General features: G+C 57.4%; 19 protein-coding genes. All 19 read left to right on the top strand.

The window, feature by feature from the left end; translation table 11 throughout:
- The first annotated feature begins 36 nt into the window (after positions 1–36).
- The 19 genes from QGH30_06235 to glyS all read left to right on the top strand — a co-directional run bounded on the left by QGH30_06235 (position 37) and on the right by glyS (position 19,549).
- Positions 37–930 (top strand): M23 family metallopeptidase, encoded by an 894-nt coding sequence (locus QGH30_06235; protein ID MDP7021935.1) that lies wholly within the window; start codon positions 37–39, stop codon positions 928–930.
- A 52-nt stretch (positions 931–982) separates the two neighbouring features.
- Complete coding sequence (locus QGH30_06230) at positions 983–1,471, top strand: DUF523 domain-containing protein (protein MDP7021934.1); 489 nt, start codon at positions 983–985, stop codon at positions 1,469–1,471.
- Entirely contained in the window at positions 1,461–2,897 is a 1,437-nt protein-coding gene (locus QGH30_06225) for an N-acetylmuramoyl-L-alanine amidase (protein ID MDP7021933.1), read from the top strand. The genes QGH30_06230 and QGH30_06225 overlap by 11 nt, the downstream gene beginning before the upstream one ends.
- Positions 2,898–2,928: 31 nt before the next feature.
- Positions 2,929–3,582 carry a YbbR-like domain-containing protein gene (locus tag QGH30_06220; protein ID MDP7021932.1) on the top strand — a complete coding sequence of 218 codons (654 nt, stop codon included), beginning with the start codon at positions 2,929–2,931 and terminating at the stop codon, positions 3,580–3,582.
- A 46-nt stretch (positions 3,583–3,628) separates the two neighbouring features.
- Positions 3,629–4,087, top strand: a complete 459-nt coding sequence (locus QGH30_06215) for a PTS sugar transporter subunit IIA (GenBank protein ID MDP7021931.1) — start codon at positions 3,629–3,631, stop codon at positions 4,085–4,087.
- Between the two features lie 66 nt (positions 4,088–4,153).
- A complete protein-coding gene (locus QGH30_06210; protein MDP7021930.1) occupies positions 4,154–4,504 on the top strand; it encodes a VanZ family protein in 351 nt (116 codons plus the stop codon).
- A gap of 1 nt (position 4,505) precedes the next feature.
- Positions 4,506–5,795 carry a histidine--tRNA ligase gene (hisS, locus tag QGH30_06205; GenBank protein MDP7021929.1) on the top strand — a complete coding sequence of 430 codons (1,290 nt, stop codon included), beginning with the start codon at positions 4,506–4,508 and terminating at the stop codon, positions 5,793–5,795.
- A gap of 1 nt (position 5,796) precedes the next feature.
- A complete protein-coding gene (gene aspS, locus QGH30_06200) occupies positions 5,797–7,584 on the top strand; it encodes an aspartate--tRNA ligase (GenBank protein MDP7021928.1) in 1,788 nt (595 codons plus the stop codon).
- Between the two features lie 146 nt (positions 7,585–7,730).
- Positions 7,731–8,030, top strand: coding sequence for a hypothetical protein (locus tag QGH30_06195; protein MDP7021927.1), 300 nt, complete (start codon positions 7,731–7,733; stop codon positions 8,028–8,030).
- Positions 8,027–8,704, top strand: coding sequence for a LysM peptidoglycan-binding domain-containing protein (locus tag QGH30_06190; protein ID MDP7021926.1), 678 nt, complete (start codon positions 8,027–8,029; stop codon positions 8,702–8,704). The genes QGH30_06195 and QGH30_06190 overlap by 4 nt, the downstream gene beginning before the upstream one ends.
- 88 nt (positions 8,705–8,792) lie before the next feature.
- Complete coding sequence (locus QGH30_06185; GenBank protein MDP7021925.1) at positions 8,793–9,758, top strand: PhoH family protein; 966 nt, start codon at positions 8,793–8,795, stop codon at positions 9,756–9,758.
- A complete protein-coding gene (locus QGH30_06180; protein ID MDP7021924.1) occupies positions 9,758–12,016 on the top strand; it encodes an HDIG domain-containing protein in 2,259 nt (752 codons plus the stop codon). Before QGH30_06185 ends, QGH30_06180 begins: the two co-directional genes overlap by 1 nt.
- Before the next feature lies 1 nt (position 12,017).
- Complete coding sequence (gene ybeY, locus QGH30_06175) at positions 12,018–12,485, top strand: rRNA maturation RNase YbeY (GenBank protein MDP7021923.1); 468 nt, start codon at positions 12,018–12,020, stop codon at positions 12,483–12,485.
- The gene (locus tag QGH30_06170) at positions 12,482–13,753 is read left to right on the top strand and encodes a hemolysin family protein (GenBank protein ID MDP7021922.1); all 1,272 of its coding nucleotides are present in this window, start codon (positions 12,482–12,484) and stop codon (positions 13,751–13,753) included. The genes ybeY and QGH30_06170 overlap by 4 nt, the downstream gene beginning before the upstream one ends.
- Positions 13,750–14,406, top strand: coding sequence for a DUF502 domain-containing protein (locus QGH30_06165; GenBank protein ID MDP7021921.1), 657 nt, complete (start codon positions 13,750–13,752; stop codon positions 14,404–14,406). The genes QGH30_06170 and QGH30_06165 overlap by 4 nt, the downstream gene beginning before the upstream one ends.
- Positions 14,406–15,755: a magnesium transporter gene (gene mgtE, locus QGH30_06160; protein MDP7021920.1), complete on the top strand. Its 1,350-nt coding sequence runs from the start codon at positions 14,406–14,408 to the stop codon at positions 15,753–15,755. The genes QGH30_06165 and mgtE overlap by 1 nt, the downstream gene beginning before the upstream one ends.
- Positions 15,752–16,519 carry a DNA repair protein RecO gene (gene recO / locus QGH30_06155; protein ID MDP7021919.1) on the top strand — a complete coding sequence of 256 codons (768 nt, stop codon included), beginning with the start codon at positions 15,752–15,754 and terminating at the stop codon, positions 16,517–16,519. Before mgtE ends, recO begins: the two co-directional genes overlap by 4 nt.
- Positions 16,516–17,403, top strand: coding sequence for a glycine--tRNA ligase subunit alpha (gene glyQ, locus QGH30_06150; GenBank protein ID MDP7021918.1), 888 nt, complete (start codon positions 16,516–16,518; stop codon positions 17,401–17,403). Before recO ends, glyQ begins: the two co-directional genes overlap by 4 nt.
- Positions 17,393–19,549: a glycine--tRNA ligase subunit beta gene (glyS, locus tag QGH30_06145; protein ID MDP7021917.1), complete on the top strand. Its 2,157-nt coding sequence runs from the start codon at positions 17,393–17,395 to the stop codon at positions 19,547–19,549. The genes glyQ and glyS overlap by 11 nt, the downstream gene beginning before the upstream one ends.
- The last annotated feature ends 284 nt before the right edge of the window (positions 19,550–19,833 follow it).

Genomic DNA, 19,833 nt, shown 5'->3' with positions numbered 1-19,833 from the left:
ACTGGAAGGGCTTACAATTAAAAGCCTTACAAGCTGATGAAAAAGTCAATTCAGAATATTTCGCACCCGGAAAACACTCCGGGAGAGGGCGAAGCGCGGTCGAGGCGCGAATCCCTCCAGGGAACCCTGCCGGGAGCCCTGTTTCTGCTATTCCTCATTCTCCTCCTCCCCGCCCTGTTCCGCATCCAGTCGGAGAGTCGTCTTCTGGGCATGGAAGAGGAGAACCAGCGCCTGCACCGGGAACTGGCCTCCCTCGAGAACCGGATGCAGGAACTGGAGGGTTCTCTGGAAGAGACCGAGCGTTTTGAAATCTGGACCCGCCATCTGGCAGAACTTGCGCCTCTTGATGACGCTGCACTGGAAGGTGGTGTCGGTGGGCCGGGGCTACCCGGTTTTGAAGATGTGGCCTCCACTCTTGCCAGAAAGCTGGAAGGGCTACTCGGTCGCGCCCATGTTCTCAAGCAGTCTGCCGAGGAAGTCTATGGTGAGTTGCTGGATTCCCGGGAAGAGTTGAGCCGGATCCCCTCGATCTGGCCCCTGCTCAAGGGACGGACGACCAGCCGCTACGGTCGCAGGATCGATCCCTTTACCGGCAAACCCTCCTTCCACCGCGGACTGGATCTCGGAGCCCCGAAGGGCACCCCGATCTTTTCTACGGCCGACGGGCGGGTGCGGAAAGTGCGCTACTCCAATGTTCACTTCGGAAACACCGTCGAAGTTGATCATGGCAATGGCTTCGTCACCCGCTATGCCCACTGTGACCGGATTGAGGTGAGCAAGGGGCAAAAGGTGGCCCGCGGCGATGTCATCGCAGGGGTAGGAAGTACGGGGCATTCCACTGCTCCGCATCTGCATTACGAGGTGATCCGGGACGACAAGGCCATGAATCCCCGCGATTTCATCCTGGCGAGAGATTTCGTGGTTGACTGATCTTCCCTGCAAAGCCTAGATAAACCTCGTGCATCAATAGTGCGGGGAGTCCATGAATACCGAACATCCCAGGAAAAAACCGGTACTGATCAGCACCTGCCTGCTGGGTCTGAACTGTCGCTATGATGGCAAGCGCCGTGCGCACCCCCAGTTGGACGCGCTCAGGGAGGGCTTCCTTCTGATTCCCGCCTGCCCGGAACAGATGGGGGGTCTGGCCACCCCGCGACCGCCCGCTGAAATTGAATCTGGCAATGGACAGGATGTTCTCGAAGGCAGAAGCCGGGTGCTGGATTCCACGGGAAATGACCTTAGTGAGAATTTCCGGCGAGGGGCGCAGGCCAGTCTGGAACTTGCCCGCTTTCATTCCTGTGACACAGCCATACTCAAGGAAAGAAGCCCTTCCTGTGGAGTGAGGCAGATCACTCGAAAGGAGAAGGTGCTGGATGAACAGGGCGTGACGGCTGCTCTGCTCAATCGCGAGGGAATTCTACTTTTCTCTGACGAGGAAGATGACCTGATGAGGAGGCTGGGTGAAAACTAGAGTCATTGCTCTTCTCTGTCTCCTTCCCCTTCTGGCCTTGGCTCGTCCGGAGATCACCGGCATCCGGCATTCCAGCCAGAAGGACAAGACCCGCGTGGTCATTGACCTCAGTTCCTCGTCCCATTACGAACTGAGTACAAGATCGAACCCGGAACGCCTGGTCCTTGACCTGCCCGGGGTTCGCTTTGCCACCTCGCTTCGCCCCCGGACGGTGTCGAGCGCAGAAGTGAAGACAATTCGTTCCAACAAGCTGAGGCGAGGAGCCCAGGTGGTTCTGGATCTTCAGGGGGCACAGAAGTACAAGGTTTTCTCTCTGAACGCCGTCCCCGGCAAGAAACCCCATCGCATTGTGCTGGATGTCTTTCCCGCTCTTCGAGGCCCGGTCCGCGCCCAAAAACCAGCTCCCTTCAAAGAGCGGGACATTGTGATTGTCCTGGACCCCGGCCATGGTGGGGAAGACCCGGGAGCCATCCGCGGCAAGCTCCGGGAAAAGAGCATCGTTCTCGATATTGCCAAAAGGATGAAGAAGGAGTTCTCAGGGATGTCCGGCTATCGGGTGATCCTGACCCGCGAAAAGGACAAGACCCTTTCCCTGGGAGAACGTCGCCGCATTGCCAGTCGTGCTGGCGGCGATCTTCTCCTGAGCATTCACTGCAACACGGCCCCCAATTCCCGGGCGCGGGGGCAGGAAGTCTTCTACCTGTCGCTTCGCGGGGCAAGCAGTCGAAAGGCACAGGTTCTGGCGGATCGGGAAAACAGGGCCGATCTTGCTGGGGGAGTCATCAGCGAGGGAAGGCAGTCCGTGCAGTTGGTCCTCGATGAGAGGATGAAGAGGGTTCTGGCACGAAGTTATTCCATGGCGAATGAGGCTCATCGTCTTGCCCGCAAAACCCCCGGCATGAAGAGCCGCGGAGTGAAAAGGGCGGGTCTTGCGATCTGCAAGACAGTTGACATGCCCTCGATTCTTGTGGAGACCGGCTTTCTGAGCAATTCGAGGGATCGGGAACTTCTGGGGAGCAAGCAGGGGCGGCAAAAGATGGCCAACTGGCTTGTCGATTCCGTGGACCGCTATTTCCGCAAGAACGCCAGTTCTCTCAAGGATCCGCTCTTTTCCAAGAGGAAAAAGCTGGTCTATCGTGTTCGGAAAGGGGACAATCTCAGTTCCATTGCGAGAAGAAACGGGGTGAGCCTGAAGGAACTGAAAGAGGTCAACGGGCTGAATTCCTCAAACCGGATTTTTCCCGGACAGAGACTTGTGGTGCTTGGGGACAAGGAACGAAAGATCCTGCACCAGGTAAGGAAAGGGGAAACCCTTTCGGGGATTGCAAGACAGTACGGCGTGAGCATGAGAAAAATCATGCGAGATAACCGCATCAGGAGCCCTCACCTGATTCGGGTGGGTCAGAAAATCCTGGTCAAGGGATAAAATGGGAACACGGCTTTTCAGAAATCGCGTCATGAAATTGACAAGCGTTCTGCTTGCCCTGCTTCTCTGGGCCGCTGTCAACTTTCAGGATGAGGAAACCCGGACCCTGCAGGTCTCTCTTCAGCTCCCCGAACTTCCGGACTCTCTCATGTATGAAAGCACTCCGAACCCCTTTGTCAGTGTCCAGTTTCGAGCAAAGGCCGCCGCACTGTTCTGGCTGAAGCAGATTCCCCCTCGCCTGGAAGTCGATTTTGCGGTCCAGGAGGATTCCGAGGCTCGTTATGTCCCCCTGAACATGGAAGCACTCCAGTTATCAAGGCAGTTCACGGGAGATGTGATCAGCATTTCTCCGGATCATCTGGCCGTGAAGATTCTCAAGGTCGGCGAAGTGGTCTTGCCCGTCCATGTGGACATTGCAAGAGAGCCGCAGAAGCCCTGGGCCCTGGAGGGAATCCCCATGGTCAGGCCCGCGAGGGTGAGTGTCCGGGGGCCGGCCAACGAGGTTCAGTACCTTCTCCGCCGAGGACATCTCTACACCGAAGCTCTGGATCTGACGGAGTATCGGGAGGATGTGGAACTGGAGGTGGCGATCATCCCGCCGAATATTACTGGCGTTCAGTTGAGCGAAGAGACCGTGAAAGTGCGGCTTCGAATCGAAAAGGGAGATGAGTCCTTCACACCTTGACTTGTTTCCTCCCTGCAACCTAGACTGGGAAACGGAGGTTCCCCGGATGCGATTGTGCGACTATCTGGATGAAAGCAGGATCTTCCTCGGCCTTGAGGCGGGGGAGAAGAATGCGCTTTTTGCACAGGCACTCGGGCAGCTTGAGGAAAGCGATCTGGTCAGGGACACCGGACAGGTTCTTCGTGATCTTGAACTCCGGGAAGAAATCATGAGTACGGGAATCGGCGAGGGAGTTGCCATCCCTCATGCCCAGTCCTCGGGTGTTCTCCAGATGCACCTGGTCTTCCTCCGTCCCTCGACTCCCCTGGACTTTGATGCGGTGGATGGCCGCCCTGTGGATCTGATCTTCCTGATTCTCGGTCCCGAGGAACAGGGCAGCGATCATGTGAAAATCCTGGCTCGCATTTCCCGTCTGATCCACGGGGAGCCACTGCGCAAGAAGTTGCGGGAAGCAGGAAGTCCCGCGGAAGTTCTATCGGCGATCCGCTCTCACGAGGAAAGCTGATTCCTTGCGATTTCCTTCTGGTAAATCCCTCTTTCTCTGCGTAGTCTGCTCCTGAAAGAAGGGACCATGGGGCGCGCCTGGATTCCATACCTGATACTGATTTTCGGACTGTCTTCCCTGCCCGGAACTCCCCTGAAGCCGGGTTCCCTTTCTCTCGACAAGGTGCTGCACCTGGTCCTGTACGGCGGCTTCGGATTTGTGATTCTGGCGGGAGATGGAAGATGGAAGCGGCTGGGGCTTTCCCGGTCTCTTCTTCTCGGTCTCGCTGTGGCATCCCTCGTCGGTATGCTGGACGAGTCCTGGCAGAAACTGATCCCCGGCCGGGATTCCGATCCCGCCGACTGGGTGGCCGACAGCCTGGGGGGACTTGCGGGGGCCTGGCTGGCATTCCGCTGGGGCCTCTGGAGAAGGAAGTGAGATGAACTTTCAGCGACCACGGGGAACCCGGGATCTGACTCCCGACAGAAGCAGTCTCTGGCGTCACCTTCGCTCCACCTTTGAGCGTGTGGGCGACCGCTATGCCTATGTGCAGGTGGATACTCCTGTCTTTGAAAGAACGGGACTCTTCAGCCGATCCGTGGGCGAGGACACCGATGTGGTCAGCAAGGAAATGTACAGTTTCCTGGATCGGAAGGGCCGGGAACTGAGCCTGCGCCCGGAGGGCACGGCTCCGGTGGTTCGCATGGTCCTGGAAAACGGGCTTCTTGGCCCTGGGGGCATTCTGCGGCTCTCCTATCTTGGTCCCATGTTCCGTTACGATCGACCGCAGGCAGGTCGCTATCGCCAGTTCAGCCAGTTCGGAGTGGAGGCCTTCGGTTCTACTGCTCCGGCTCTCGATGCCGAAGTCATCGGGATCTTTGTGGACACTCTCCGGGAACTGGGATTGAAGAAGCCGGTCGTGGAACTGGGAAGTGTCGGGGACGACTGCTGTCGACCGGACTACCTGGAGAAGGTTCTCCGTCCGGCCCTGCAGGATCTGGGAGATCAACTCTGCGCTACCTGCCGTGATCGTGCTGCGTCGAATCCGATGAGGGTTTTCGACTGCAAGATCGCAAGCTGTCAGGAGGCTCTGCAGAGTGCGCCGAGACCGCTTCACTCTCTTTGCGGGGACTGTGCTTCCCATCAGGAAGAGTTGGAGTCTCTTCTGGAGAAGATGGGGATCGATTACCACCGCAATCACAGCCTGGTTCGAGGGCTGGACTACTACACCCGGACAGTTTTCGAAGTACATGACAGCAGCCTGGGAGCGCAGAGTGCTCTAGGCGGTGGGGGTCGCTACGATCGACTTGTCGAGCAACTCGGCGGCGCGCCGACTCCCGCGGTGGGTTTTTCCTCCGGCATGGATCGACTGGAGTTGCTGCTGCAGGAATTGAACAGGGAGAATCCTCCCGCTCCCCGATCCGGAGCCTATCTCGTTCTACTCTGTCCCCGGGGAGAGGCCACCGCGGAGCGTTATGCCCGGATGCTGCGGGATCTCTTCCCCGTGGAAATTGACTGGACTGCGAGAGGAATGAAGGCGCAACTGAAGACGGCCAATGCCCGGGAGGCTCGCTTCGCCTTGATTCTGGGAGAGGATGAACTGGAGAAGAAGGTGCTGACGGTCAAGGATCTGGACTCCGGAGAGCAGGTCACGCTTGCTGAAGAGGATTTGATGGACTTCCTTCGTACCGTTGTGGACAGCAGGAACGAAGAACAGAAACAGGATTGAAATGAGCAGACAGGATAATCTCGGAGACTGGAAGAAGACAAAGGGATGCGGAGAACTTCGTAGCGGAGACGAAGGCGCTGAACTCACGCTCATGGGCTGGGTTCAAAGAAGCAGGGATCATGGGGGCTTGACCTTCATGGATCTTCGGGACTCGAGCGGAATCTGCCAGTTGGTGTTTCAGGATGAGGGCGACTTGCGGGTCGCAGAGATTCGCAGTGAGTGGGTCATTGCAGTTCGAGGAACGGTTCGTCTTCGCCCGGAGGGCATGCGCAATGCCGATATGCCGAGCGGGGATGTGGAAGTTCTGGTCTCGGAACTGAAGGTGCTGAATGAAAGCCTGACGCCTCCCTTTCCCATTGAGAACTTCCATCAGGGAGAAGTGTCCGAGGATCTTCGCCTTCAGTATCGTTATCTCGATCTTCGGCGAAAGGAAATGCAGGAGAGAATCCGCTTCCGCCACCGCCTGGTTCTTGCGGTAAGAAACTATCTCTCGGAGCAGGGCTTCCGCGAGATCGAAACCCCGATGTTTATCCGAAGCACTCCGGAGGGGGCGCGTGACTACGTGGTTCCCAGTCGTGTGCACCCGGGCAAGTTCTACGCATTGCCCCAGAGCCCCCAGCTTTACAAGCAGTTGCTCATGGTCGCCGGCTACGAGAAGTACTTCCAGTTGGCCCGTTGTTTCCGCGATGAGGATTTGCGCGGAGACCGGCAGCCAGAGCACACGCAGATCGACATGGAGATGAGTTTCGTCACCGAGGACGATGTATTTGAGGTAATTGAGGGAATGCTTCACTCCGTGTTCCGGGAAGTGCTGGATCGTGATCTGGAGATCCCTTTTCCCCGCATGAGCTTTCATGAGGTCATGGATCTCTATGGGAGCGACAAGCCGGATCTTCGCTTTGGGCTCGAACTGATGGACCTTGGAGAGATCGCTGCTGATTGCGAGTTTCAGGCTTTTCGTTCCGTGATGGAGTCCGGGGGAGCGGTGAGGGGAATCCGTGTTCCGCAAGGAGCCACTTTCTCCCGAAAGGAAATTGAGGGACTGGAAAAGGCTGCCAAGACCTACCGTGCGAAGGGACTGGCCTGGATGAAGCAGGAGGAGGGCGCCTTCAAGGGAGGCGTCTCCAAGTTTTTCGAGGGTGAGATCGCCGACAGGCTTCGGACGGCAACGGGAATGGAAGACGGGGATCTTCTTCTCATGGTGGCCGACCGCTGGGAGACCAGCTGTTCGGCCATGGGTGCCGTACGCAACCAGCTTGCCCGCAAACTGGACTTGATTGTCCGGGGCGAGTTCCGCTTCCTCTGGGTGCATCGCTTCCCCATGTTCGAGCAGGTGGAAGATTCAGGGGAGTGGAGAGCCATGCATCACCTCTTCACCATGCCGAGACCTGAGGACATGGAGTATCTGGACAGCGATCCCGGACGGGTGCATGGCCAGCTTTACGATCTGGTGTGCAACGGTGTGGAACTTGCGAGCGGAAGTATTCGTATCCATCGCCGGGATCTTCAGGAGAAGGTCATGAGCGTGGTGGGAATCGACCGTGAGGAAGCCCAGAAACGCTTCGGCTTCCTGCTCGGAGCCTTCGATTACGGCGCTCCGCCCCACGGGGGAATTGCCCCCGGGCTTGACCGGCTTCTGATGGTTCTCGACGGGGGAGATTCCATCCGGGATTACATTGCCTTTCCCAAGACCCTGCAGGCGAAGAGCCTCATGGTGGACTCCCCTTCGGAGATTTCCGGGGAACAGTGGAAGGAATTGCACATTTCCCCCCTGGAAGACTCTAAGTAATTGCCTGTCAAGGAGATAGCCAAGAGTCTTTCCCGGATGTTTTTCTTGACAGCCTCCGGGGGATCTTCTAGCTTGCAGGCAGGAACAGGTGTGCTAAACTTTTATCAATACGGGACTTGGCATCACAAAGGAGACGGGCCTTGAAAATGAGCGGCAAAAAGACGATTTCGGCGGGGATTCTTCTCCTGCTGGCCATGATTCTTGTCGGCTGTGCCTGCCCTCCCCCTCCCTGCGACACGGAAGTTTCCCAGGTGACGGAAGCACGGGAGACGGCTCTCGCTGCCGAGGAGGCTCTTGCAGAGGTTCAGGCGGAACTGAAGAACATCCGTGCTGAACTGGCGGAGTTGCAGGGGAAGATCAAGAGCGAAGAGGATCTCGACGCCTTGAAAGCAAAACTTGAGGAACTGAAAAAGGGAAGTGGCCGCCAGGCGGGAGGAATTCGATGATGCGTAATCGACTCTGGATCGTATCAATCCTGGTTCTGGGACTTCTTCTCTCCGGTTGTGCGAAGAAGATCACCCGCACAGCAGATGTCTCCACCGGGGATTTCTACAGCGAGGAAGAGTTCCAGTCCCTTCAGATGGACCAGCGGGATGCCTACTGCGATGAACTCGCGACGGAACTGTCGGCTCTTGAAGACCGCAGTGCAACGGCAGACAAGGGTAGTGATGCAGGCAAGGCGAATCTCGACGCCGCCATCGCAAGACTGGCTTCCCTGCAGACCCGGATTGACTCCAGGCAGGATGTGATTGAAAAGGAAATCGAGTACTTCGAGTCCCTGCCACTCAAGTATCAGGTCGTCCGCGGTGACTGCCTCTGGAAGATCAGTGGCAAGGAAAAGATCTATGCCGATCCTGTGAAGTGGACGAGGATCTATCGTGCCAACCGCGACCAGATCAAAAACCCGAACCTGATCTACCCCGAGCAGGTTTTCTCGATCCCCCGGGACTGGCCCGGAGCTCATGAAGTGATCAAGGGTGAGTGTCTCTGGAGAATCGCCGGCTACTGGGAAGTCTATGACAACGCGGTCGAGTGGACGAAGATCTACGAGGCCAACAAGGACCAGATCAAGGATCCTGATCTGATCTACCCCAAGCAGGTCTTTGATATCCCGCGTTAGCGTGAACGCAAGGGGCCTTCGCGCGGGCACGGAAACTCAGAACTCCTGGCGCCCTTCGGGTTGCCGGGAGTTTTCTTCTTGAGGGGATATGCCGAAAGAACATCAGGAGATTGTGTCCATCGCTGATATCGATGCCCTGAACCTCTTGGGCGTGGGAGACAGCAATCTGCGCATTCTCGAAGGCGATTTTCCAGGTCGAATCACCGTGCGCGGGGACAAGTTGACCTTGACCGGGTCGCGGCAGGCCGTGGAAGAAATGCGACAGGTCATTCTGGACCTGATGGAACTGATCCGCAGCGGACGCTCCCTCAGTGATCAGGATGTGCATTATGCTTTGGGCCTTCACCGCGAACAGGCGGAAACACGACTGCAGAATCTCGACAGCACTCTCTTTGAGTCCCGTGGCAATGGGGATGTCAAACCGAAAACCTATGGGCAGAAACTCTATGCCGAAGCTATGCAGACCCACGAGATGGTTTTTGCCATCGGCCCGGCCGGAACCGGCAAGACCTACCTGGCCGTTGCCTACGCTCTGAACCTTCTTCGTTCACGAGAGGTGGAGCGACTGATCCTTGTGCGACCGGCGGTGGAAGCGGGGGAAAGTCTCGGCTTTTTGCCGGGCGATCTTCAGGAAAAGATCAATCCTTACATCCAGCCCCTTCAGGATGCATTGGTCGACCTGGTGGGAAACCGGAAGACCCGGCAGTTGATGGAGTCGGGTGTAATTGAGGCCATCCCCCTTGCTTACATGAGAGGGCGCACCCTCAACTCGGCCTTTGTCATTCTGGATGAAGCACAGAATACGACGTCCACGCAGATGAAGATGTTCCTCACTCGTCTGGGAAGCGGAAGCCGGGCGGTGATTACGGGAGACATCACCCAGATCGATCTGGACCTGCCCGGGGACTCCGGACTGGTTCAGGCAAGAAAGCTTTTGTCCGAAATTGAGGGCATCTCCTTCGTCACCCTCGATACCGGTGATGTGGTTCGCCATCACCTGGTTCGCAAGATCATTGAAGCCTTTGAGGATCTGGCCAACAAGGGAGAACAGTGATGCCCCTGAAGCATTTCAAACGGGATAAGGCGGAGAAGGATGGCTGGCTGTCGCCGGTCTTTCTTCTGAAGATCCGCAATGTGTCGCTTGGTCTGGGCTTTCTGCTTGCGCTTCTCTTTCTCTTTCCGACGGTGGCCCCGGTTCCTCGGTACGACTATCAACTCGATCAGGTGACCGGTTCCGGGGAAGAGGTCATTGCCCCGATTGATTTCCAGCTTCCTGTCGAAGCCCAGAGGCTCGCCGAGCAGAGGGCGCAGGCATCGATGGAGGTGGCTCCCGAGTACCGCAGGGATGATAAACTGGCGATCCAGACCCGGGAATCCCTGGTGCAACTGGAAGCAAGGATTGAGGAATTTCTCCATCCCGATTCCCTGAATCTGGCCAGCATGGTTTCCGACTCTATTTCTCAGGATGCCTGGGCCATGGCAGGGATGGAGGCTCATTATCCGAGCCTTCCTCCCCAGACTCTCTTCTTTCTTCTTGATAGTGGGAGTCATGTCGATCTCATTGAGGAAGTGGCGGAGGTTTGTGACAATCTCTACCAACAGGGAATCCTGAACACGAGGAGTCCCCTGAACGATGGCCTCGGGCGAAAGAGCGCCTTCGCCCTTTTGGGAGAGAACAAGCTTCGGGATGCCTCAAGGATCCTGGATCAGGATCAACTGGATGACTATCTGGCAAAACTGTGTCTCTCCTTTCGTTCCTGGCAAGAGGAGCAGCGGGATGTTTTCCGTGTCGTGGCTCGTTCCCACCTTCGTCCCAATCTTCTTTATGCGGAGATGGACACCGAACTGAAGAAGGAGGAAGCCCGCAGCCGCGTACCGGATCACTCCCTGATTCGAAAGGGGGTTCGGATTCTCGGCCCCAATGTGCAGGTCACCCAGGAGCACCTCGATCAACTAGATGCCCTGCAGGAGCAGTTGGGCTTCCAGCCCAGAAGCCGCTGGCAGAGTTTCTCGCTGATCCTTGCCCGGATTGCGATGATTCTCTTTCTCTCCTTTCTTGCAATCCGTTTCTTGCTGATCTATCAGCCCGGGTTTCTCGGTCAGAGCCGCCGCGTCTTTTTCTTTGTGACTCTGATTCTGGCCTTCATGACCGTCAGCCGCTTTGCCCTGCAGGTGGAGGGGAGTGGTGAGTTCCTGATCCCCGTGGTCTTTGTTGCCATGCTGGTGGCCGGTCTCTATGACTCCATCCTCGCAATGGTGGTGACACTCTTTTCCCTTGTTCTTCTGGTGGCCCTTGCGCCCTTCTCGCCGGGAGCTTTGCTGGTGAGTCTCCTCGCAGGAGGAGCCACGATTTTCTCCATGCAGAGAATGCGCGACCGGCTCCAGTTCTACCGTAGCATTCTCTATGTCGGCATTGCCTATGTCCTTGCGATTTCCGCGCTGGAGCTGGGAAGGGTTCCTTTCCCCCAAATGCTGTCCCACTGGGGTTATGGTGTCGCGAATGGACTCATTTGCGCCTGGCTGGTAGTTCCGCTTATGCCGCTGATGGAGCGTTTCTTTGATCTGACCACGGACTTCAAGCTGCTGGAACTGACCGACCTGAACCGGCCCATCCTCAAACGCATGAAGGTGGAGGCTCCCGGTACTTTTCAGCACAGCATGGTTGTCAGTAATCTGGCGGAGGCCGCAGCCGACGAGATCGGAGCCAATGCCCTGCTCGCCAAGGTCTGCGCCTACTACCACGATATCGGGAAACTGAAGAAGCCGGAATATTACGCGGAGAATCAGGGGGGGCAGAAGAACCCCCATGACAAGCTCAGTCCGAACATGAGTGCCCTCATTATCGGAGCTCATGTCAAGGAGGGTCTCGATACGGCGGACAAGATCAGTTTGCCCAGCGTGGTGAAGAACGGGATTCCCGAACACCACGGGACTACGATCATGAAGTTCTTCCTTCACCGCGCCCGGGAACAGGATCCCCATGGGCAGGTGAAGGAGGATGATTTCCGCTACCCCGGCCCGAAGCCTTCCAGCCCTGAAACCGCAGTTCTCATGCTGGCTGACACGGTGGAAGCCATGGCCCGCAGTCTTGATGACCCGACGGCGGCCAAGATCCGAAGCCAGGTCAAACTGGCCATCGAGACCCGCCTGCAGGACGGCCAACTGGAACAATGCGGCTTGAGCATCGAGGATCTTGCAAAGATCCGGGAGAGTTTCATCACGACATTGCTCAGCATCTATCATCCGAGGATTCGCTACCCATCCGACCCGGAAGTTCCGATGGAGGAAAGAGCCGGGGAGGGTTCAGACTGAGATGAAACTCCGTTTTCACTGGAACCAGGATTTTTCGGAAACTGAAAGCGGAGAGGGGATAGACCTGGACTGTTTCTCCTCCATGGCTGGTGAAATCGGGCTCCCGGAAGAGATCATTGAGATCAGCTTTGTCTCGGACCAGGAGATTCGGAAGTTGAACCGGGAGTGGCGGAAAAAGGATTCGCCGACCGATGTTCTCAGCTTCCGCTACGGTTCTTCGCTGGAGGAGGGCACAGGAGATTTTGCAGGCGAGTTGATTCTCTCCGTGGAGACCGCAAGGAAGCAGGCCTTGAAGGAAGGCCATTCAACGCTGGAGGAAATCGCAGTACTTCTGGTTCATGGGCTTCACCATATTGCAGGGCACGATCATGAGATTCCTGAGGAATCGAATCGGATGGCGGAGGCCGAGGAACCTTTTCGCCATCGTCTGTCCCGGTATTTCCGGTCACGAAAGGAAACACGTTCATGAATGAACAGGCCTGGTTCCTGGTCTCTCTTCTCGCATTGATATTCAGCTCGTCCCTGTCGGAGGCCTTCACGGCGCTTCTCAAGCTGAATCCCGAGGTCTTTGAGGATCGAAAGAAGACACGGGCCGAGCGCTTTGCCGCTCAATGGCCCCGGGAGTGGGCGGTAACTCTGGCCCTCATGCCCTACCTCTCCCTGACAGCACTGCTCGTCTCCGGTGCGGGGGCACTGAGGAACCTGTTTTCTGTCCTTGCCGGCAATCTGCTTCCCTGGATCATTCTCTCTCTTCTTGCCCTGAGCCTGGTGACCTTCTTTCGCAGCCTTGCCGAGAGGCACTCCTTTTTCGTGATTCGCTTCTTTGGCTGGATCTATCTCCTCTTTTTCTTCCTGCTCTATCCGCTCAGTTCCCTGCTCAGTCTGCTGATGAGCAGTTTCGGGCTTGCCGGCGGGCTGGATCTTGCAGGTCCCGTGGTTTCCACCCGGGAGATTCAGGACTTTGTGGAGACCGGTGAAGGGAGCGACTATCTGGAGGAAGACGAGAGGGAAATGATTTCCTCGGTGATCGACTTCCATGACACTCAGGTGCATGAGGTCATGATTCCCAGAATTGACATCAAGGCTCTCGATCTGGAAACCTCTCATGAAGAGCTTCGCAACTTTGTCTCCTCCTGCGGACACAGCCGCATCCCGGTCTATCGGGAGTCCATCGACAATGTGGTCGGGATCCTTTATTCGAAGGACCTCCTCGCCCTGCAGGGGCAAGAGGAGTCTCTTGAAGGGATGCTCCGGGAAGCCTATTTCGTTCCGGAAAGCAAGCCGATCGGAGACCTGCTTCGACGCTTTCAGGAAAAGCGGCAGCACATGGCCGTGGTGGTCGACGAGTATGGAGGAACCGAGGGGATCGTGACCCTGGAAGACCTCCTGGAAGAAATCGTGGGCGAGATTCGCGATGAACATGACCCGGAGGAGAGCCTCTTCGAACTCCTCGATGAGGGCCGGGCAAGGGTTGATGCGAAGATTGATCTGGATGAACTGGGCGAAATCCTGTCGCACGATTTTGAGGAAAGCGAAAGCTATGAATCACTGGGGGGACTTCTGCTCTTTCATGCCGGTCGCCTTCTGAAACCGGGAGACGAGGTTCGCGTCGAACCCTTCGCCTTTCGGGTGGAGAGCGTGCAGCGGCAGCGCATTGCCAAGGTGATCCTGATTCGTGAAGGATTGTCGGAGGGACTGAAGAAGAATCCCGGGAAAGAAAGAGAGGAAGACCAATGAGAAGCCTGAAACGATCCTTTTTTGCGGGGCTGATCGTCCTCGCGCCTACTGTGGTCACCGTCTGGTTCCTCTGGAAATCCTTTGTCGTTGTCGATGGATTTCTGGATCCCGTCATTCGACAGTTACTCGGTTTCCAGATTCCCGGCCTCGGTTTCCTGACGGTGATCGCCCTTCTGACCATCACCGGTTTCTTTGCTGGAAGTTTCCTCGGTCGACAACTGACAGGCCTGTGGAAAGGTCTGGTCAGTCGCCTGCCCTTTGCCGGCAAACTCTTCGATGCGGTCGACCGGCTTCTTGCGGTCTTCCAGCAGAAAAACTCATTCCGCGGGGTGGTCTGTTTCGAATACCCGCGACAGGGCATCTGGTCCCTGGGCTTTGTGACCAGTCCGGCTCTTGAGCGGATTCACGGGCAGTACTGGGAAGAAGACGGCGAGGACCGCCACGGCAATTCTCACAAGGCGGGAGATCCCGTGAAGATGCACCATGTTTTTCTCCCCACGAGCCCGAACCCGACCTCCGGTGTTTTCCTCATGGTCCCCATCCATGAAGTGGTCTATCCGAAACTCTCGGTGGAGGAAGCCCTGAACATGATCGTCTCCGGGGGAGCCATCCTGCCCCAGAGTCTCCCGCAATCCCCCGCAGGGAAAGACTGATGCAGGCTCCCCAGGGAGAAATTGATCTTCGTCTTCGCGCCCTGCTGTCTTCCGCAGATCATGATAGCCTTCGCCCTTACCTGAAGGAGCTTCTCCCTGCTGAAATCGGGGAAAGCCTGGAGAGTCTCGACAATGAGCAGAGGAAGATACTGCTGTCGCTTCTCGAAGCGGATCGGGCAGCGGAAGTTTTTGGCGGCCTTGAGGAGCGTGTGCAGGAGGAGATGACGGATCTCCTGTCGGAAAAGGAGATTGCCGAACTGCTCGAGGAGATGGAGTCGGACGAGGCAGCCGATGTAGTAAGGCTGCTGGAGCCGGGGGAAAGAGCGCGGGTTCTCGACCTTCTCGGGGAGGAAACGGAAGGGGAGCTTCGCGAATTGCTACGCCATGAGGAAGACACGGCCGGCGACCTGATGATGGTGGAACTGGCGGCTCTTCCGGAAACGGCGATCCTTGCTGAAGCCATTGAGCATCTCCGCGAGAATCAGGACGAGATCCGCCAGCTTTTCAATGTCTATCTGGTGGATGCTTCCCAGAGGCTGGTCGGCAGTCTTGCCCTTCGGGACATGGTTCTTGCCCGTCCCGGCATGCCGCTAAAGGCTCTCATGGAGCCGATTCATGTCACGGCGACTCCCGGTATGGATCAGGAGGAGGTCGCCCGGCTCTTCCGGAAGTACGATCTCGTATCGCTCCCTGTGGTAAATGAAGAGAATGTTCTGGTCGGGCGCATCACGGTGGACGACATCATGGAAGTCATGGAAGAGGAGGCCACGGAAGATCTCTCCCGATTTGCGGGAGTCAGCGAGCCGGGCTTTCATGCGGGAACCCTGTTCCGCCTCAGCCTTGCCCGCCTGCCCTGGCTCCTCCTCGGGCTTCTCGGAGGTCTTCTTTCGGCCCGAATCCTCCAGAGTTTTGAGGGATCCCTGAGCCGTGTGCTGGAACTTGCCTTTTTCGTTCCCGTGATCATGGCTCTGGCCGGAAACATCGGGATCCAGTCCTCCACGATCATTGTAAGAGGAATGGCAACCGGGGAGTTTGAGAGGCAACACACTCTTCGACTTCTCATTAGGGAAACCGGGGTCTCTCTTCTCAATGGTCTGGTCATCGGTCTGGTTAGCTGGTTGAGTGTCAGTCTGTGGCTGGGCCGCCCTGTTCTCGGTGCCCTTGTCTCGCTGACCATGGTTCTTGTGGTTCTCTGGGCCACCCTGACCGGAACCCTGATCCCCCTGATTCTTCGTCGCCTTGGAGTGGACCCCGCCTATGCCACCGGTCCCTTTGTGACCACGACCAATGACATTGTCGCCCTGACTTTCTACCTGCTGATTTCCTGGCGCTTCCTTCATCTCTTATGAACCTGATTCCTGCCGATACGAGAGTTCTGCGCACCTGGCCCATGGGGGAAAGCAGCATGATTGTCGCCATGCTGAGCCGGGAGCAGGGAGTTCTGCGAGCCGTGGTCAAGGGTGCCCGGGATCCGAAGAAGAGGATTCGTGCCCTGCTTGATCCCGGCACGGCCCTGACGGTGCAGTTGTACCTGAAAAAGAGCGGCCTCCATCTGGTCAAGGAACTCTCGGCCCGGGGAAGGCTGCCGCTGGTTTCCCGGGATCTCTCTTCCCTGGCCCTGAGGATGGCAGCCCTGGAACTGGTTCTGATTACCAGCAGGGAAGAGGGGGCTCTCGAGGGGCTTTACGAACTTCTGGAAGATTATCTCGGGGTTTATGAAACCGAGGGGCCTCCGCCCTGGCTTGCCTTTTTCTCCTTTGAGGCGCATCTGCTGCTGCTTCACGGTCTCCTTCCCTCTCTGGAGCTATGCGGAGTCTGCGGAGAGGAGATCGGCGAGGGCTCTCTCCGCTTTATGACTGCTTCGGCTTCCTTTGTTTGCAGAAGCTGCCACGGAGACGGGATAGACCTTGCGCCTGCCGAGGGGGACTGCTTAGTATCTCTTCTCCGGGAGGGCCCCGGGGCGCAATTGGGCAGGGAAGTGGAGCCGTCCCTTCGCAAGAAACTGGGGCGCCTTCTTCATCATGCATTGGGAATGCATCTGCCCTCTTATCGCCTGCCCCGCTCTCTGGATCTGATCCGCTCACAGGCCCCGGGAAAGAAAGAGGACGCATGACCTATCAGGAAATCATACTTCGCCTTTCCTCCTTCTGGGCTGAGCGGGGCTGCGTCTTGTTACAGCCCTACAATTCGGAGGTGGGGGCGGGAACCTTCAATCCCGCAACCTTCCTGAGGGTTTTGGGCCCGGAGCCTTGGCGAGCGGCCTATGTGGAGCCGAGCCGCCGCCCCAAGGATGGTCGCTACGGAGAGAACCCGAACCGGGTTCAACAGTTTCTTCAGTATCAGGTCGTTCTCAAGCCCGAGCCGGAGAATGTGCAGGAGCTCTATCTCGAAAGCCTCCGGCATATTGGAGTCGATCTGGATCGCCACGAATTCCGCTTCGTGGAAGATGACTGGGAAAGTCCGACCCTGGGCGCCGCAGGTCTGGGCTGGGAAGTCTGGCTCGACGGGATGGAGATCACCCAGTTCACCTACTTCCAGCAGGTGGGCGGTTATGAGCTGAAGCCGATCACCGTGGAATTGACCTACGGCCTCCTCCGCATTGCGATGTACCTTCAGGGCGTGGATCATGTAATGGATCTTGACTGGGGGGGCGGCCTCAGTTGGGGAGATGTGAACCGGAGTTACGAGGTGGATTTCTCCCGTTTCAATTTCGAGGAAGCGGACACGGCTCTGCACTTCGATCTCTTTGGCCGTTTTGAGAAAGAGGCCGAAAGGCTTCTGGAAAAGGGTCTCGTCGCTCCCGGCTATGACTATGTGATCAAGTGCTCCCATCTCTTCAATGTGCTGGAGGCCCGGGGCGCGATCAGTGTTTCGGAGCGAACCGGTTACATCACCCGGGTCAGGAATCTGGCCCGTCGCTCGGCTCAGGCCTTCTTTGCCCAGCGCGAGGAATTGGGCTTCCCTCTCTGTGCCAAGGAGACTTCCGATGGATCGTAGTGACTTTTTGCTGGAGATCTCCTGCGAGGAACTTCCGGTTTCCTATTGCATGCCTGCTCTTGGCCAACTCGCATCGGATTTCAGGAAGTGGGCGAAAAAGGCACGCCTGGATCATGGAGAGATCGAGTCCTTTGCCACCCCGCGCCGTCTTGCGATTCTGGTGCGGGATCTGGAACTCGCGCAGGAGGATCTCGAAGAAGAGCTGACCGGCCCTCCTGTGGCGGCCGCCTTTCGTGATGGAAATCCGACTCCGGCGGCCGAAGGCTTTGCGCGCGGCCAGGGGGTGAGTCTGGAGGATCTCCTCCGGGTGGAGACTCCGAAGGGGGAGTACCTTGCCCTTCATCGCAAGGTTCCGGGTCGTGCTGCCGGTGAACTGCTGGCAGAATCCCTTCCCGCCCTGATTCCCGCCCTTCGCTTTCCCAAGACCATGATCTGGGGAGAAGGAGAGATTCGTTTTGCCCGTCCGATTCGTGCGATTCTGGCACTTCTGGGGGAAGAGCTGATTTCCTTCCGCCTGGGGAGTCTGGAGTCCGGGAGACTGTCTCCGGGTCATTTCCGGCTTTCCCCGGAACCGTTCGCTCACGAGAGTGCCTCCCATTATAAGGAGAAACTGGCTGGGGCCGGGATCATGGCCGATCCCGAAGAACGGGAAAGCGCTATTCTGAGGATGGCGAAACAGGCGGCCGAGGGCATGGGTGGCCGTCTGCTGGAGGACAGGGAACTCCTGAAGACCCTCAGCTTTCTTCTGGAATCCCCCTTTGCCCTTGCCGGCAAGTTCAGTGATGACTTTCTGGACCTCCCCCGCGATGTGATCGTGATCGCCATGAAGAGCCATCAACGCTACTTCTCTGTGGAGAACGCAGAGGGCGAACTCCTTCCAGGCTTTGTTTTCCTGACCAACGGTGAGGTAAAGGACCCTGCTTCGGTGATCCAGGGAAACGAGCGCGTTTTGCAGGCCCGCCTGGAGGACGCCCGTTTTTACTGGCAGGAGGATCTCCGACTGGGGATGAAGGGTCTTCAGGAACGACTGGAGTCTGTCCTCTGGATGGAGGGCTTCGGATCTCTGGCCGATCGCTCAAGCCGTATCGGCACTCTGTCAAAACAGATCATGAAACTGCTTCCGGGTTTCCCTCTGGATGAAGAGGCCCTCGACTGGGCGGCTCGCTACTGCAAGGCGGATCTTGGCAGTGAAATGATCAGGGACGGCAAGGAGTTTACCCGCCTGCAGGGGACGATGGGCATGAACTACGCCCTTCGGGAGGGAGCCTCCGAGACGGCCGCCTTGGCAATTCGCGAGCACTATTTCCCCCGTTTTGCAACCGACCGTCTGCCCGAAGGGGGGGAGGGCATTCTTCTTTCCCTTGCCGACAGGCTGGATTCGATCTGCGGTTTCTGGGCCGCGGGCTATGCTCCGACCGGCTCCAAGGATCCCTATGCCCTGCGTAGGCAGGCTCTGGCCCTGCTTCGGATCCTGGTGGGCAGGGAACTTCCTCTTTGTCTCTCGGATCTTCTCGACCTTGCCCTTTCAGGCTACGAGAATCTGGATCGGGAAGCAATCCACCCGGAGCTTCTCGGCTTCTTCCAGGGAAGGCTTGAAGGGCTTCTGGAAGAAGAGGGCGTGCCGGGCGACATCTTCCGGGCGGCTCTTCTCAGCGGCGAGACCCGAATTCTGGATCTTCGCGCAAGAGCCCTGGCTCTCAGTGAACTGCGGGGCGATGAAGCCTTTGAGCAACTGGTCATCGGGGCCCGAAGGGTGAACAACCTTCTCAGTCGCGAGAAGATCGAAAGCACCTCCCCAGATGCCTGGCTCCAACTGGAAGCCTGGAGTGAGGGGAAGGATACAGGAGTCCGGGAAGAGCTGCTGAAGGAAGAGGCAGAGAAAGCCCTGTATTCTTCGCTTCAAGGCACGGCCGGCGAACTGCTGATTTGCAGCCGGGATAGAGACTATGCCGGTGCCTATCGCCATCTGGCGGCTCTGGGACCCCGGATTGATGCCTTTTTTGACGGCGTAATGGTCTTGTCCGAAGAGGAGGCCCTGAGGACCAACCGCCTGCAGTTCCTGTCCTGTCTGGCGGATATCTTCCGGTATTATGCGGGATTTTCCGAGGTGGTTCTGGAGGGAGAGAGAGAGGATTCTCCCTCCTGATTGTCCGGGATTCCGGACGGATTTCCTCCCTCCGGGTCGATGCTTGACACTTTCAAGTCCCCTATGCTAGTATTTCCGGCAAGCGAGTGGGGTACTCGTCGGCCTGCGTGGCGATGAGGGCGGATTCCGTCCTGTTTTCTTCTTGCAGGTTCTGCAAGGAACCCAATTCAATTCATGGTTCCTGTGGTGGGATGGCTGTCTCCCAAATGGGTTTCTGGCCAGCCCATGAATTGTCTTTGGTTCTGAGCATAGGATGGGGACTCACTCGGGCAAATTTGCCCCGT

This window comes from Candidatus Krumholzibacteriia bacterium (genome assembly GCA_030748535.1).
In the GTDB taxonomy this organism is placed as follows: domain Bacteria; phylum Krumholzibacteriota; class Krumholzibacteriia; order JACNKJ01; family JACNKJ01; genus JASMLU01.
The sequence above is the reverse complement of the archived record's forward strand: the minus strand, read 5'-3'. Positions and strand labels throughout refer to the sequence as shown.